This window comes from Micromonospora sp. NPDC048040 (genome assembly GCF_055587185.1).
The window spans coordinates 46,530-62,054 of record NZ_JBVJGT010000026.1 but is presented as its reverse complement, the minus strand read 5'-3'; the positions used below and the strand labels follow the sequence as shown (position 1 = coordinate 62,054).

The following is a 15,525-nucleotide window of genomic DNA, read 5'->3' as shown; positions in this document are numbered from 1 at the left end:
CGCCGGTCCCCGGTCAGTCGGCCAGCAGGTCGGCGAGGACGGCCGCGATCCGCTCCGCGTGCCGCCCGTCGGGGTCCTCGTCGGCGTTGAAGTCCGTGACGCTCATCCCGATCAGCCGGCCCGAGCGCACCAGCGGCCCGACCAGCGCCGTGAGGTCGGCCCAGTCCAGGCCGCCCGGCTCGGGGTAGCTGACCGCCGGCAGCACGACCGGGTCGAGCACGTCGAGATCGAGGTGCAGCCAGGCCGGCGTGGTGCCGGTGGCCAGGTCCCGGCCCACCGCCGCCGCGTCGGGCCCGCGCAGCCCGTCGGCGGGCACCAGGTGCACGGCGGGGTCGACCCGGACGGCCTCCAGGCCGTCCCCGATGTCCGGGTCGCGCGGGCGGTGACCGAGCACGTGCACCTGGTCGGGGTCGACCAGCGGCCCCTCCCGGTCGAGGACGCCGGCCGGACCGTGGTCGGTGACGATCGACAGGTCCATGTCCGCCGCCTCGCCGGTGGGCGAGGTGCGCCCGTCCTCGAAGTCGAGGTGGGCGTCGAGGAACCACAGGTCGAAGCCGGCCGGCAGCCCCAGCAGCGTGCCCGGCAGGATCGCGCAGTCGCCCCCGAGCACGAGAGGGCTGTGCCCCGCGTCGAGCAGCTCCGTCACCCGGGCGGCGATCGCCCGGGTGGCCCGCCGCAGGTGTTCGACGCCGATCACGCCGGTCTCCGGGTCGCGGACGGGATCGGCGATTCCGGCGTCGACCGCGCCGGCGTCCGCGGCGCCCAGCCGGCCCAGCAGCCCCGCCGACCGCAGCGCCGCGGGCGCCCGCCGCTCGCCCCGGCCGCGGCCGGAGGAGTCGAGCGGAGCGTCCAGCACCGACCATCGCACACCCGGAAGGCTAGTCGGGTCGTGGCAGGCTGGGCGGCATGTACCGGGAACGTCCCGCCGGGTTTGCCGGCGCGGTGCTCTGGACCAGCACGACGCGGGCGGGTGCCGCGCCGACCCGGGTGCTCCCCGACGGCTGCGTCGACCTGCTCTGGACGAGCCGTGGCGGCCTGCTGGTGGCCGGGCCGGACCGCACCGCGCACCTGAGCGGCGGCGGGCCGGCGCGGCGCTGGGTGGGGCTGCGGCTGCCGCCGGGCGTCGGCCCGGCGGTGCTCGGCGTGCCCGCCGTCGAGCTGCGCGACCGACGGGTCCCCCTGGCCGACCTGTGGGGCGACCGCGACGTCGACCGGCTGGCCGAGCGGGCCGAGGCCGCCCCGGCCGCCGTGCTGACGGAGATCGCCGTGGCGCGGCTGCGGGCGGCCGGGGGCCAGGACCCGCTCGGCGTCCGGGTCGCCGCCGCGCTGGCCGCCGGCGCGACCGTGGCGGCGGCCGCCGCCGAGGTCGGCCTCGACCCGCGCGCCCTGCATCGCCGCAGCCGGCACCTGTTCGGGTACGGCCCGAAGACCCTGGCCCGGATCCTGCGGATGGGGCGCGCCCTGGCGCTGGCCCGCGCCGGCACCCCGCTGGCCGAGGTGGCGGCCCGCTGCGGGTACGCCGACCAGGCCCACCTCACCCGCGACGTGCGGGACCTGGCCGGGGTGCCGCCGACCGTCCTGCTGTCGCGCTGAGGAACCCGGTCCAGCCCCGCGGTCCGGCCCTGCGAGGGCGGGCCGGTCCGGCCTGCGCGGGCGGACCGCGCTCACCCCTGTGCGAGCGGGGCGAACAGGTCCACGCCGTTGCCGTCCGGGTCGAGTACCACCGCGTACCGCTGGCCCCAGTAGGCGTCCCACGGGGGCAGGTGGCCCGGGTGGCCCTCGGCCACCAGTTCGGCGTAGAGCCGGTCCACCTCGGCCGGGTCGGCGCACCGGAACGCGAGCCCGGCCCCGCCGCCGCCCCCGGGCTTCCAGTCCGGGTCGAAGGAGCGGACGGTGTCGGCGGTGTCCCAGGCCAGCCGGAGGCCCCCCGGCAGGGTGACCTCCACGTGCGGCTCGGCGTCGGCCCCGGCCGGGATGTCGAGGCCGAGCCGGCGGTAGAAGGCGAGCGAGCGTGGCAGGTCGCTGGCGACCATGCCGATGAGATCCAGTGTGGGTGCCATGGCTGCCACGGTAGGGGCGGCCCCGGGCGGGTGTCTTGAACGAAACGGACGCCGGGTGGAGTGTCCGGTGTGGCCTTCACGGCGTGGACGATCGGCGTACGGTGTGAGACAAGTCCGGCTTTCCGGCCAAATCCCTCATAGGGTGCGACCGGGCGCGCCGGCGGTCGAGACGGCGAGGGAAGGAGCGGTCGGTGGAACACCTGGCCTACCTGGACGCGGGGTCCGGCAGCCTGATCGTGCAGGCGGTGGTCGGCGGGGTGGCCGGCGCCGCGGTGGCGGCCAAGCTCTACTGGCGGCGGCTGGTCGACCGCTTCCGCCGCCAGCCCACCGACCACCGCTGACCCGGCGATGGTGACCCCCCACACCGGCATACGCGCCGAGCCCGGGTCGTTCCGCGACCCGGCCAACCGGGTCTTCCACCTCGGCGACGACGTGCTGCGCGGGCTGGACGAGCGGGCCGCCCAGGAGTGGCGCGCACTGGCCGCCGCCGAGTTCTTCCCGCCGCTGCTCGCCGCCGGCAAGGTCTGCGGCACCGAGCCGGTCGAGCCGGCGCGGGTGCCCACGGCCGCCCGGTGGGCGGCCGTGCTCCGCCACGAGCGCATCCCGTTCGTCTCGCACCCGTACGAGTGGTCCTTCGCCATGCTGCGGGACGCGGCGCTGCTGCACCTGGAGATCCTGCGGGCGGCGCTGCCGGCCGGGTTCACCACCAAGGACGGCTCGGCGTACAACCTCCAGTGGCGGGGGGCGGAGCCGGTCTTCATCGACGTCGGCTCGTTCACCCCGGCGCGCGACGGCGAGCCCTGGGCCGGCTACCGGCAGTTCTGCCAGACCCTGCTCTACCCGCTGCTGCTCGGCGCCCACCTCGGGCTGGACTTCCAGCCGTGGCTGCGCGCCAGGGTCGACGGGATCGAGCCCGACCAGATGCGCCGGCTGTTCGGCGGGACGCGCCGGCTGCTGCCCGGCGTGCTCACCCACGTGCACCTGCACGACGCGATGCAGCGCCGCAACGCCCGAGCCAGCACCGCCGACGTCCGGTCGCAGCTACGGGCGGCCGGCTACTCCCGGGAGCTGGCGCTGGCCACCGTACGCGGGATCGAGAAGCTCGTCCGCCGGCTGGAGCACCGCCCGGCCGCCAGCCACTGGGTCGACTACCAGCGCACCTGCGCGTACACGGCCGACGACCGGGCCGCGAAGGAACGCTTCGTCGCCGAGGCGCTGACCGACCCGCCGCGTCCCCGCCTGGCGCTCGACCTCGGCGCCAACGACGGCCGGTACGCCCGGCTCGCCGCCCGGCTGGCCGACTACGTCGTCGCGGTGGAGCAGGACCCGGCCGTCGTGGACGGGCTCTACCGGGCGCTGCGCGACGAGGGCGAGCGGCGGATCCTGCCGCTGGTGATGGACCTCGCCGACCCGTCCCCCGGCGGCGGCTGGCGGGGCGTCGAGCGGGCCTCGTTCGCCGGCCGCGCCCGGGCGGACGTGGTGCTCGCCCTGGCCGTGGTGCACCACCTGGCGATCGGGCGCAACGTGCCGCTGAGCGAGGTGCTGGACTGGCTCGTCGGCCTCGCCGCCCCCGGCGCCCGGATCGTGGTGGAGTTCGTCCACCCCGAGGACCCGATGGCCCGCCGGCTGCTGGCCAACAAGCCCGATGGGCTCTTCCCGGACTACCGGCGCGCCGAGTTCGAACGGCTGCTGGGAACCCGGTGCCGGATCGCGCGCCGTCTCGACCTGCCCTCGGGAACCCGGACCCTCTACGCGGCGGTCGTGGGTGGCTGAGCCGGCGTGCCCGGCGGACCACGCCGCCCCGGCCGACCCGCCGCCGGCGTCCGGGCCGGCCGGCCGGTCGCCGGGCCGGCGGGCGGAACTCGGCCGGCTGGCGGAGGTCGCCGCCCTCGTCGGCCTCGTCGTGACCCAGCCGCTGCTGGACGTCCTCGGCCGCAGCCCGGACTTCTTCCTGTTCCACCGGGCGGACCGGCGCGAGATCCTGCTGCTGCTCGCACTGGTCGTCCTGGCGCCCACGGCGGCCGTGGCGCTGCTCGGCGCGCTGTCCCGGCTGGCCGGGCGGGCGGCCCGCTCGGTGACGCACACCCTGCTGGTCGGGCTGCTGCTCGCCGCCCTGGCCGTGCAGGTCGGCCGGCACGGCACGCCGCTGCGGGGCGTACCGCTGCTGCTGGTGGCGGCGGTGGCCGGCGCCGCCGGGGCGGTCGCGCACCGGCGGTGGCGCGCGCCCGGGCGGGTGCTGCGGCTGGCCGCCGCCGGCCCGGTGCTGTTCGTGGGGCTGTTCCTGTTCGCCTCGCCCACCTCCACGGTGGTGCTGCCCCGCGGCGAGGGCGGCGCGGCCGGGGCGGCCGGGCCCGGCAACCACCCGCCGGTCGTGGTACTGGTCCTCGACGAGCTGCCGCTGGTCTCCCTGCTCGGACCGGACGGGCGGGTCGACGCCACCCGGTACCCGCACTTCGCCGAGTTGGCCGCCGGCTCCACCTGGTACCGCAACGCCACCGGCGTCGCGGGCTGGACGCCGTACGCGTTGCCGGCGATGCTCACCGGTCGGTACCCGCAGCGCGCGGCGGCGCCGCACTACTCGCAGTACCCGGACAACCTCTTCACCGCCTTCGGCGGCCTGTACGACATCCGCGCCGAGGAGAGCATCACCCGGCTCTGCCCGCCCAGCCGGTGCGAGTCGCCGGTCACGCCCGAGCAGGGGATGGGTGTGCTCGTCCGGGAGACCGGCGGGCTGCTGCGCCGCCTCGCCGGCCCCGTGGACAGCCGGGTCGACCCGGAGGACTCCTACCGGGAGCGCACCCGGGCCGAGGCGGGCATCGACGACGCCGAGCCGGTGCCGGCGGACCCGAAGTTCCGCTGGGACAGCCTGAACGCCAACCAGCCGGCCCGGTTCACCAGTTTTTTGGCCGGACTGCGGCCGGCGTCCCGGCCCACGCTGCACTTCCTGCACCTGCTGATGCCGCACTCCCCGTGGGCGTACCTGCCGTCCGGGTCGCGCTACGACGCCCCGGAGGACCTGCCGAACGACGGCGACGGCTGGGTGGAGCTGGCCCGCCGGCGTCACCTCGCGCAGCTCGGCTACACCGACCGGCTGATCGGGGAGACCCTGCGGACCCTGCGGGAGCGCGGCCTCTACGACGAGGCCCTGCTGGTGGTCACCGCCGACCACGGGGTCAGCTTCACCAAGGGCGCCCAGGGGCGCGGGATGGACGCCATCCGGGCCGCCCCGGACGAGGTCGCCTGGGTGCCGATGTTCGTCAAGACCCCCGGACAGCGCGCCGGGCGGGTCGACGACCGGAACTGGCAGCACGTCGACCTGCTGCCCACCATCGCCGACGAGGCCGCCATCCGGCTGCCGTGGCGGGTCGACGGCCGGTCCGCCCGCGAGGCCCCGCGCGCCGAGACGGGCAAGGTCTTCTACGACCGCCCCGGGGAACCGACGCCCATCCCCGGCGGCGTGCCGACCCCGCCCGCGCCGCCCGCGCCCCACCCGCTCGTGGGCACCGCTGTCGGCGACCGTCCGAACGGCGGCACCGCCCACGTCGCCGGCCTGTCCGGGTTCCGGGCCGTCGACCCGGACACCGGCCGGCTGCCGGCGGCGGTCTGGGGCGACGTGCCGGACGGGGTGCCCTCCGGCACCCTGCTGGCGGTCGCCGTCAACGGCCGGGTCGGCGCCGTCGTGCCGGTGGTCCCCCGGGACGCCGGCGGTCGCCGCTTCGCCGCCCTGGTCACCGACGACCGGCTCTTCCACGCCGGGGCGAACCGGCTGGACGTCTACCGCGTCGCCGCCGACGGGACGCTGCGCCGCCTCGACCTGTCCTGAGGCGCTGCGGCCCGCCCACCGCGGCGCGCGCCCTGCCCGCCTGTGACGGGCGGCCGGCCGGTAGCGTTCCCATGCCCACGCGGGCACGGGCGGCCCCGCCGTGCCCGAAATGGACGGGGTTTCCCGGCCCGCTGGTCGGGAATCGGGTGACGCAGACCTCACCGCCGAACCACGGCGGGCGGTATCCCCGCGACCGTGATTACGGTAAAAGCGAAGGCAATTCAATGCAGATCTGCCGGCGAAGCGAGGGACCACATGACGGAAGTCAAGCTCGATCACCCCGGTGGGCAGCTTTCGATGCCGGTGCAATCCGCGGTCGAGGGCCCCGCCGGCATCGGGGTGGGCAAGCTGCTCAAGGAAACCGGGATGACGACGTACGACCCTGGTTTCGTCAACACCGCGGCCTGCTCGTCCGCGATCACCTACATCGACGGCGACGCGGGGATCCTGCGTTACCGCGGGTACCCGATCGAGCAGCTCGCGGAGAAGTCCTCGTTCCTGGAGGTCTCGTACCTGCTGATCTACGGTGAGCTGCCGAGCCAGCAGCAGCTGACCGAGTTCACCGAGCGGATCCGGCGGCACTCCCTGCTGCACGAGGAGATGCGCCGCTTCTTCGACGGCTTTCCGCGCGACGCGCACCCGATGGCGGTGCTCTCCTCGGCCGTGAGCGCCATCTCGACCTTCTACCAGGACAGCCTGGACCCGTTCGACTCCTCGCACGTCGAGATGTCCACGGTCCGGCTGATGGCGAAGGTCCCCACCATCGCCTCGTACGCCTACAAGAAGTCGATCGGCCAGCCGCTGCTGTACCCGGACAACTCGCTGGGCTACGTGGAGAACTTCCTGCGGATGACCTTCGGCGTGCCGGCGGAGCCGTACGAGGTCGACCCGGTCATGGCCAAGGTGCTGGACATGCTGTTCATCCTGCACGCCGACCACGAGCAGAACTGCTCCACCTCGACCGTGCGGCTGGTCGGCTCCAGCAACGCCAACCTCTTCGCCTCGGTCTCGGCCGGCGTGAACGCGCTCTTCGGCCCGCTGCACGGCGGCGCCAACCAGGCCGTGCTGGAGATGCTGGAGAAGATCCAGGCCGACGGCGGCGACGTCGGGTCCTTCGTCCGCAAGGTGAAGGACAAGCAGGACGGCGTGAAGCTGATGGGCTTCGGCCACCGGGTCTACAAGAACTACGACCCGCGCGCGGCGATCGTGAAGAAGGCGGCCCAGGACGTGCTCGGCCGGATGGCCAAGCCGGACCCGCTGCTGGACATCGCGATGCAGCTCGAGGAGATCGCGCTGGCCGACGACTTCTTCGTGTCCCGCAAGCTCTACCCGAACGTGGACTTCTACACCGGCCTGATCTACAAGGCCATGGGCTTCCCGACCAAGATGTTCACGGTGCTCTTCGCGCTGGGCCGGCTCCCCGGCTGGATCGCCCAGTGGCGCGAGATGATCAACGACCCGGAGACCAAGATCGGTCGCCCGCGGCAGATCTACACCGGCTCCCCGGAGCGGGCGTACGCCCCGTTCTCGGAGCGCTGACCTCCGCCGCGCACCGTACACAGGCCGCCGACCCCGCGAGGGTTCGGCGGCCTGTCGCGCTGTGGGGAGGGGCGGGGCGTGCCGGTCAGGCCCACTGCGGGAGGCGGCGGAGGCGGCTCCGTGCGGCGGGCGCCGGCCGGGCCTCGCCGGTCAGCGCAGGCCGGCGGCGGCCAGCAGGTTGCCCTCCGCGACGGCCGGCAGGGCGCGGCCACGGGCCATCCGTTCGGCGGCCCGCTCGGCGGTGAATGCCGGCGCCGTGGCGATCGCCGCGGCGTAGGCGGCGGCCGTGCGGTGCGCGATCGCCGTCCAGCCGTACCGCTCGCGGACCATGGCGTGGGCACGGCGGGCCAGCTCGCGGGCCCGCTCCCGGTCCGACAGCAGGGCGTGCACGGCGTCGGTCAGCCCGTCCGGGTCGTGCGGCCGGAAGGTCATCCCGGTGACGCCCGGCTCGACGATCTCGGCCAGTCCGCCGGTCGCGGCGACCGCCAGGGGCGCGCCGGCGGCGGCGCCCTCCAGGGCCACCATGCCGAACGGCTCGTAGATGCTCGGCACCGCGAAGCAGTCCGACGCGGCCATCACCGCGGGCAGGTCGGTGCCGCCGAGGAAGCCCGGGAGGCTGACCGTGCCGGCCAGGCCGAGACGGTGCACCTCGGCCTCCAGTTCGCCGCGGTACGGGCCGTCGCCGACGATGACCGCGCGCAGCCCGGGGTGCCGCTCGCGCAGCCGGGGGAGCCCGGCGATCAGGTGCTGTACGCCCTTCTCGTAGACCAGCCGGCCGGCGAAGGTGACCAGTGGGCCGTCCCCGGCGAACCGGGCGCGGGCCTGTGCCACCGCGGCCGCCGGCGCCCGCCAGCGGTGCGGCTCCACGCCGTTGGGCACCACGTCGACCCGGCCGGCCGGCACGCCGAACAGCCCGGTCACCTCGTCGCGCATGTAGCCGGAGCAGACGATCACCCGTCCGGACTCGCCGGCCAGCCAGTGCTCGACGCCGTGGATGGTGCGGTTCATCTCCTCCGGCAGCCAGCCCTGGTGCCGGCCGGCCTCGGTGGCGTGGATGGTGCTGACCAGCGGGATGTCCAGGTGCTCGCGCAGGGTCATCGCGGTGTGCGCGACGAGCCAGTCGTGGGCGTGGATGACGTCGTACGAGCCGGCCTCGGCGGCGCGCAGAGCCGTCCGGGTCAGCGTGTGGTTGAACGCCATCGTCCAGGCGAGCAGGGAGGAGGTGGCCAGCGGGAAGGTCACCGGGTCCTCGGCGGCGCGCAGGATGCGGACGCCGTCGGCGTACTCCTCCAGGGGCGCGCCGTCGGCGTGCCGGGTGACGACGGTGACCTCGTGCCCGGCGGCGGCCAGGGCCACCGACAGGGCGTGCACGTGCCGGCCGAGCCCGCCCACGAGCACGGGCGGGTACTCCCAGGAGAGCATCAGGATGCGGCGGGTCTGCGGGGGCGTGCCCGGCCCGGCGTGCGCCGGGACCTGGGGCCGGGAGGTGAGGGTGGGCCGGTGGACCCGACCCGGGGAGGTGGTGGGCTGCTCGCCGACCCGCAGGGTCGTCACATCAATCTCCGTCCATGCATGATGGTGCGCGCCGGCAGCGGTGGCGGCGGAACTGGGTGGGATGGCCGAACGGCCGAGTGGCGACGCGCGTGCGCGCCCCCGAACAAGCAAAGGGCATCGCGGTCGATCCCGCATCTCGAAAAGGGCCAAGGTGACGGAGGACACCGCAACTCCGACCCGTATCAGTCGGGTGGATTCCGGGTCGCCACCGAAGGGTGGACGAGCAACCGTCGAAGGGCGGAGGGGTGGCCGAGCCCGTGCGGCGAGCGTCGACGCGGGCGCCACCGACGACACCGGCCGCCGACCCCCGGGTGCGGGGGCCGGCGGCCGGTGTCGTGGGCCGGCTGGGGAGCCGTCGGGCCACTCAGTGGTAGTCGTCCTCCTCGCGGGCGGTGTCCGGCAGGCTTCCGAGCACCTTGTTGATCACGTGGATCCGGGCGCCGGCGGCCCGGTAGTCCGCGCAGACCGTTTCGGCCCGGTCGGCCAGCCGGGCCCCCGGTCCGGCCGCGGTGACGGCGAGGGTGGTGCCCGCGAGGGTGGTGACGGAGCCGGCGGCCACCAGTTCGGCGGCCGAGCGTGCCCCACCGACCAGGTGCTCCTTCAGCAACCCCCGCAGCGTGTCGGTGTCCTTGAGCAGCAGGTGGTCCAGGTTGGCGGTGGAGAACTTGGCCCGGAAGGCGTCGTCGGTCGGGGCGAGGATGGTCAGCCCACCGGCGGCGGACAACTCCTCGGCCATCCCGGTGGCCCGGACCGCCGCCTCGAACGTGGTGAGCACGGGAATCCAGGTGAGGGCCCGGTCGGGCGACTGGCCCACCAGCGAGCCCGGACTACCCGGCTCGGTCCCCGAGGGCAGCACGTCGCACAGCGGTCCGGTCACCGCGACCGGTGTGGCGTCGCCGGTGCGGTCCGTCGCGGCGGACCTCTTCTCCTGCGAACTGGTGCACCCGGTCACCGCGACCAGGAGGGCCAGAGCGGCCCCGGCCACCGCCCGCCGGCGGCGGGCGACCCGGGACCGGTTGCCGGAGCGCGGCCCCGGGGTGAGGGTGTCGGGCACGGTCTTCTCCACTTCGGAACGGGTACGGGTGGTGCCGGCAGGTCGGCGGGAGGCCTGCCGGCACCACGTTCGGGCGGAACTCAGCAGGTCACAGAAGCGCGCACTGGCCGACGTTCGGACCCCGTACGGAGTTGCTGACCTCCATGTTCATCGGCTCCGGGGAGTTGCCGGTGCAGGCCAGCGGACCGTCGACGGTGTTGCCGGCCACCAGCGGGGCCACGCCCGTGCTGCCGGTCACGCTGACCGGCCCGGTCACCTCGTTGCCGACCAGGACGACCGGGCCGTTGGTGCCGGTGGCGCGCACCGGACCCTCGACCGTGCTGTCGGTCATGACGACCCCGGCGGCGCTGGTGGCGTTCACCGGACCGTTGATCGAGCTGCCGTTGACGATCAGCGTGGCGCCGGGCCGCACCTGGATCGAACCCCGGACGGTGGCCCCGTCCAGGCAAGCGACGCCGGAGACGACCAGCGTGCCGTTGTGGGTGCCGGTCAGGGTGGGGGCGATCCGCTCGCCGGCGACCAGGCCCTCGACGGCCTGCTCGTCGAGCAGCAGCGGGATCAGGCCCCGCTGCGGCTGGGACAGCGGAACCAGGTAGCCGTCGGCGACCTTGATCACCTTCCAGCCGTGCGCGGCGATGCGCTGGGCCGCCGTGGTGCGCTTGCCGGTCGGACCGTCGGTACGCTCACCGTGGTACTGCTCCTCGGTCAGCCGGTACGCGCACGGCGCCTGCTCGAGGATCCGCTCCGGGGTGGGGGCGTCCACGGGCGGCGGGGCCTCACCCGGGTGCGGGGCGGGGTAGGCCTCGATCTTCCGGGAGCCCCGGAACACGATCCGTCCCTCGTTGGCGGACTGGAACGTGATCGCCTCGGCGCGGGCCTTGGTGATGTCCTTGACGTTGGCGCCGTGGTACCTGAAGAACTCGTTGAACGTCCACAGCGCGGAGTACGTCTTGCGCCGGCGGTTGTTCGCGGTGTTGCTCTCGTCGGGCCGCGTCGGGCCACCGGAGCTGCGCAGCTCCAGCAGGGAGTTGACGACGTTCTTCAGGCCGAGGGTGTTACGCAGGATGGTCTCTTCGCTCAGACCCACCGTGGCGTTGGAGGTGCAGCCGTACGGGCACGCCCACCAGCCGTCCTGGGCGCCCTGGGCGTACATGTGACCTTCGATCATGTCCTGCGACTCGTCGAAGATTCCCTGCGCCACGTTCTGGTGCCGGGGCGGCAGCATCGGCAGGTCACCGGCGTTGGTGTTGCCGTACTCGTGGCCGTCGTAGCCGGCGACCGGCCGGTAGTCGCGGACCATCTCGGCGAGGGCGTGGGTCTCCGGCTGGCGGATCAGCGAGTGGTCCCGGTTCAGGTCCTGACCGGTGGAGTTGCCCCGGGTGTTGGCGGCCCGCCCGTCGCCGTTGAGCGTCGGCACGATCAGCATGGTGGTCTTCGACAGCAGGTCGAGGGTTTTGCTGTCCTTGGTGAAGGCCAACTGCCGGGCCATGATCAGGCAGGCCTCGCGGTCGCCCGGCTCGTTGCCGTGCACGTTGCAGTTGACCATCAGGGGGTTGGTCGCGGCCACGGCCTCCGGCGTCGCCGGCGGCTTGGGGTAGCCGATGACCAGCATGTTGATCGGCCGGTCCTGGACGGTGCGGCCGATCTCCACCACGCGAACGCGGTCGCTGGCCTTGTCGATCGCGGCGGTGTACGCGTACTCGTTGACGTCGCTGGTGTACTGGGCGCCCAGCGTGTCCTCCCACTGGGTGCGCAGGTTCTCACCCGGGACGGCCGGGTCGCCCCAGTGGGCCCTGGTGGTGCCGCTGACCGGCGCCGAGTAGGGCTGGGCCTCGGTGCCGAACCGGGCCCGGACCCGCCACTGGAAGCCGTTGCCCGGCACGAAGCCGGCGTCGGCGAAGGTCGGCGCGGTGTTGTTGACCTGGCGGTTCGGGCGCCAGACACCGACGATCACCGGCGTGCCCAGCGTGCCGTCCCCGGCCAGCGGGGTCCGCTCGATCTGGTAGTCGGTGGCCCCTTCTACCCGGGTCCACGCCAGCGTGGCGTACCCGTCGCCCTGCACGACCGTGAGGCCCTGCACCTGGTTCGGCTCCGCCTGCTGCAGGGCCGCGCTCGGCTGCCCGTGCGCCTGTCCCGGCACCGCCGTCGCCACGAGGGTGGCGGCGAGCAGGGCGGAGAACACACCGGCCGTTGTCCGTCTGTATCTCAAGAGGGATCTCCAAACAGGAGGATGGTGGGGTGCGCCCAGCACACCCGCACTCGGCCCACCGTTGGCCCACACCCGATGTTTCTTGAGGATCATCTGAGGTTTCCGACCTGGTCACCGGCGGGTGGTCGCGGGCACCCCGGTCGCTCACCGGCCGTCGTCATCCCCCGCGCAGCCGGTAGCCGACGCCGCGGACCGTCTCGACCAGGCCGGCGTCGTCGAGCTTGCCCCGCAGGGCCGCGACGTGCACGTCGAGGTTGTGCCGGGTGCCCCAGGTGGTCTGCCAGACGTCCAACTGCAACCGGTCCCGGGGCACCACCGCGCCGGCCTGCCGGGCCAGCGCCACCAGCAGGTCGAACTCCTTGCGGGCCAGGCTGACCTCCCGGTCGCCCACCCAGACCCGCCGGGCGTTGACGTCGATGCGCAGCGTGCCGACCCGCAACTGGCTCGTGGTCCGGGCGCTGCGGACGGTACGCCGCATCACCGCCTCGATGCGGGCCTGCAACTCCACCATCGAGAACGGCTTGACGACGTAGTCGTCGGCGCCGGCCCGCAGGCCGGCCACCCGGTCGTACTCCTCGGCACGGGCGCTGACCGCGATGATGGCGACGTCCTCGTCGGCCTGACGTAGCCGCCGGCACACCTCCAGACCGTCCCGGTCGGGCAGGTTGAGGTCCAGCAGGACCAGGTCGACCGGGTCGGCCCGGATCGCTTCGGCGGCCGTCAGCGCCGGCACCACCTCGTATCGCCGGCGGCGCAGGGCCTTGGTGAGGGCAGACGCCACGCGTAGGTCGTCTTCCACCAAGAGAATCCGCACGTACGTCCCCCTCGGACCTCATCCCAGCCGGGTCCGAGTCTGTCCGATGATCAACACCCCGACCAGTGCGGATGCAAGATCGTAACCGCAGCGCTCGGTCCGTGCGGTGTGTGCGCCGGCGGGTATCGGTCGGGTGGATTCCGGTCATCCGCCGAACGGGTGGATTGGTGGCCGAACCAGCGGGGCAATACCCGCACGCGCGCCGCCCGGCCCCCGCCGTGTGGTGCGCTCATGGTGCGGTGCGCGCTCATGATCTTTGGCCGAAGGAGCGACATGCAGGTCTGGCCGGGTGAGCGGTATCCCCTGGGGGCCACCTACGACGGGATGGGCACCAACTTCGCGATCTTCTCGGAGGTGGCCGAGCGGGTCGAGCTGTGCCTGTTCGACGAGGGGGAGAGCGGGGCGGAACGGCGCGTCGAGCTGCGCGAGGTCGACGCCTACGTCTGGCACGCGTACATCCCGGGTGTCGAGCCGGGGCAGCGGTACGGCTACCGCGTGCACGGGCCGTACGACCCCGCGAACGGGCTGCGCTGCAACCCGCACAAGCTGCTGCTCGACCCGTACGCCAAGGCGGTCGACGGCGACGTGCGGTGGGACCCGGCGGTCTACGACCACGAGCACGGCGACCCGGAGCGGATGAGCACCACCGACTCCGCGCCGTTCGTGCCGAAGTCGGTGGTGGTCAACCCGTACTTCGACTGGGGCAACGACAAGCCGCCGCGCACCCCGTACCACCACTCGGTGATCTACGAGGCACACGTGCGCGGCCTGACCATGCGCCACCCCGACATCCCCGAGGAGCTGCGCGGCACGTACGCCGGCCTGGCCTCCCCGCCGATGATCGAGCACCTGACGACGCTCGGGGTGACCGCCGTCGAGCTGATGCCCGTGCACCAGTTCGTGCACGACCACCGCCTCGCGGACCTGGGGCTGCGCAACTACTGGGGCTACAACACCATCGGCTTCTTCGCCCCGCACCACGGCTACTCTGCGTGGGGCCGCCTGGGCCAGCAGGTGCAGGAGTTCCGGGGCATGGTCAAGGCGCTGCACGCCGCCGGGATCGAGGTCATCCTCGACGTCGTCTACAACCACACCGCCGAGGGCAACCACCTCGGCCCGACGCTGAGCTTCAAGGGCGTCGACAACCCCAGCTACTACCGGCTGAGCGAGGAGGACCGACGCCACTACGTCGACTACACCGGCACCGGCAACAGCCTCAACGTGCGCAGCCCGCACTCGCTCCAGCTGATCATGGATTCGCTGCGCTACTGGGTGACCGAGATGCACGTCGACGGCTTCCGCTTCGACCTCGCCGCGACCCTGGCCCGCGAGTTCTACGAGGTCGACCGCCTCTCCACCTTCTTCGAGGTGGTGCAGCAGGACCCGGTGGTCAGCCAGGTCAAGCTGATCGCCGAGCCGTGGGACGTCGGCCCCGGCGGCTACCAGGTCGGCAACTTCCCGCCGGTGTGGACCGAGTGGAACGGCAAGTACCGCGACACCGTGCGCGACTTCTGGCGCGGCGAACCCGCCACCCTGGCCGAGTTCGCGTCCCGCATCTCCGGCTCCGCCGACCTCTACCAGGACGACGGGCGTCGACCGTTCCACAGCATCAACTTCGTCACCTGCCACGACGGGTTCACCCTCACCGACCTGGTGTCGTACGACGACAAGCACAACGAGGCCAACGGGGAGGAGAACCGGGACGGCGAGAGCCACAACCGGTCGTGGAACTGCGGGGTCGAGGGGGACACCGACGACCCGGCGGTGCTGGCCCTGCGGGCCCGGCAGCGCCGCAACTTCCTGGCCACCCTGATGCTCTCCCAGGGCGTGCCGATGATCGGCCACGGCGACGAGCTGGGCCGCACCCAGCGCGGCAACAACAACGCGTACTGCCAGGACAGCGAGCTGGCGTGGGTCGACTGGGAGCACGCCGACACCGACCTGTTGGAGTTCACCCGCAAGCTGGTCGCCTTCCGCCGTCGCCACCAGGTGTTCCGCCGCCGCCGCTTCTTCACGGGCCTGCCGGTGCGTTCCCGGCTGGTCGACGAGCCCCTGCCCGACCTGGCCTGGTACACCCCCGACGGGCGGGAGATGACCGGCGAGGACTGGGGCAACGACTTCGGCCGCTCCGTCGCGCTGTTCGTCAACGGCGAGGGCATCCGCGAGCGCGGCCAGTACGGCCAGCGCCATCTGGACAGCTCCTTCCTGCTCTGCTTCAACGCCCACGACGCGCCGCTGGACTTCACCGTGCCCGGGCCCGAGTTCGGCCGACGCTGGGAACTGGTGATCAGCACGGCGGAACCGGAACCGGAGAAGACCACCGTGGTCGAGGCGGGTGGCGTCCTCGGCGTGCCGGACCGGTGCGTGGTGGTGCTGGAGAGGGCGGCCTGACATGTCGACCACCCCTCGACCGGCCGCGCCCCGGGTCGGCGCCACCTGCCGGGTGCAGGTCCGCCCCGGCGTCGACCTGGA

At 73.7% G+C, this 15,525-nt stretch carries 12 protein-coding genes; 6 read left to right on the top strand and 6 right to left on the bottom strand.

Translation table 11 applies throughout. The features are described 5' to 3' along the window. Positions 1 to 13: 13 nt before the first annotated feature. Positions 14 to 868: an arginase family protein gene (locus ACZ6O2_RS22930; RefSeq protein ID WP_466024200.1), complete on the bottom strand. Its 855-nt coding sequence runs from the start codon at positions 866 to 868 to the stop codon at positions 14 to 16. Between the two features lie 38 nt (positions 869 to 906). On the opposite strand from ACZ6O2_RS22930, the gene ACZ6O2_RS22925 reads away from it, so the two are divergent. Further along, a complete protein-coding gene (locus tag ACZ6O2_RS22925; RefSeq protein ID WP_466024199.1) occupies positions 907 to 1,593 on the top strand; it encodes a helix-turn-helix domain-containing protein in 687 nt (228 codons plus the stop codon). A 71-nt stretch (positions 1,594 to 1,664) separates the two neighbouring features. Here ACZ6O2_RS22925 and ACZ6O2_RS22920 read toward each other — a convergent pair whose 3' ends face one another. Then, positions 1,665 to 2,060, bottom strand: coding sequence for a VOC family protein (locus tag ACZ6O2_RS22920; protein ID WP_466024198.1), 396 nt, complete (start codon positions 2,058 to 2,060; stop codon positions 1,665 to 1,667). A gap of 191 nt (positions 2,061 to 2,251) precedes the next feature. On the opposite strand from ACZ6O2_RS22920, the gene ACZ6O2_RS22915 reads away from it, so the two are divergent. The 4 genes from ACZ6O2_RS22915 to ACZ6O2_RS22900 all read left to right on the top strand — a co-directional run bounded on the left by ACZ6O2_RS22915 (position 2,252) and on the right by ACZ6O2_RS22900 (position 7,422). Continuing rightward, entirely contained in the window at positions 2,252 to 2,401 is a 150-nt protein-coding gene (locus tag ACZ6O2_RS22915) for a hypothetical protein (RefSeq protein ID WP_350685822.1), read from the top strand. A gap of 7 nt (positions 2,402 to 2,408) precedes the next feature. Beyond that, positions 2,409 to 3,833, top strand: a complete 1,425-nt coding sequence (locus ACZ6O2_RS22910) for a class I SAM-dependent methyltransferase (RefSeq protein ID WP_466024197.1) — start codon at positions 2,409 to 2,411, stop codon at positions 3,831 to 3,833. Further along, the gene (locus ACZ6O2_RS22905; protein ID WP_466024196.1) at positions 3,826 to 5,883 is read left to right on the top strand and encodes a sulfatase-like hydrolase/transferase; all 2,058 of its coding nucleotides are present in this window, start codon (positions 3,826 to 3,828) and stop codon (positions 5,881 to 5,883) included. Before ACZ6O2_RS22910 ends, ACZ6O2_RS22905 begins: the two co-directional genes overlap by 8 nt. 255 nt (positions 5,884 to 6,138) lie before the next feature. Then, positions 6,139 to 7,422, top strand: coding sequence for a citrate synthase (locus ACZ6O2_RS22900; RefSeq protein ID WP_350712220.1), 1,284 nt, complete (start codon positions 6,139 to 6,141; stop codon positions 7,420 to 7,422). Positions 7,423 to 7,572: 150 nt separating this feature from the next. On the opposite strand, the gene ACZ6O2_RS22895 is transcribed toward ACZ6O2_RS22900, so the two are convergent. The 4 genes from ACZ6O2_RS22895 to ACZ6O2_RS22880 form a co-directional block, all read right to left on the bottom strand. After that, complete coding sequence (locus ACZ6O2_RS22895) at positions 7,573 to 8,976, bottom strand: glycosyltransferase family 4 protein (protein ID WP_466024195.1); 1,404 nt, start codon at positions 8,974 to 8,976, stop codon at positions 7,573 to 7,575. 364 nt (positions 8,977 to 9,340) lie between these two features. Continuing rightward, positions 9,341 to 10,042, bottom strand: a complete 702-nt coding sequence (locus ACZ6O2_RS22890) for a fasciclin domain-containing protein (RefSeq protein ID WP_466024194.1) — start codon at positions 10,040 to 10,042, stop codon at positions 9,341 to 9,343. A 76-nt stretch (positions 10,043 to 10,118) separates the two neighbouring features. Then, a complete protein-coding gene (locus ACZ6O2_RS22885; protein ID WP_466024193.1) occupies positions 10,119 to 12,239 on the bottom strand; it encodes a M14 family metallopeptidase in 2,121 nt (706 codons plus the stop codon). Positions 12,240 to 12,396: 157 nt separating this feature from the next. After that, a complete protein-coding gene (locus tag ACZ6O2_RS22880) occupies positions 12,397 to 13,053 on the bottom strand; it encodes a response regulator transcription factor (RefSeq protein ID WP_350712224.1) in 657 nt (218 codons plus the stop codon). Between the two features lie 273 nt (positions 13,054 to 13,326). On the opposite strand from ACZ6O2_RS22880, the gene glgX reads away from it, so the two are divergent. Further along, entirely contained in the window at positions 13,327 to 15,444 is a 2,118-nt protein-coding gene (glgX, locus tag ACZ6O2_RS22875; RefSeq protein WP_350712225.1) for a glycogen debranching protein GlgX, read from the top strand. Positions 15,445 to 15,525 lie beyond the last annotated feature (81 nt).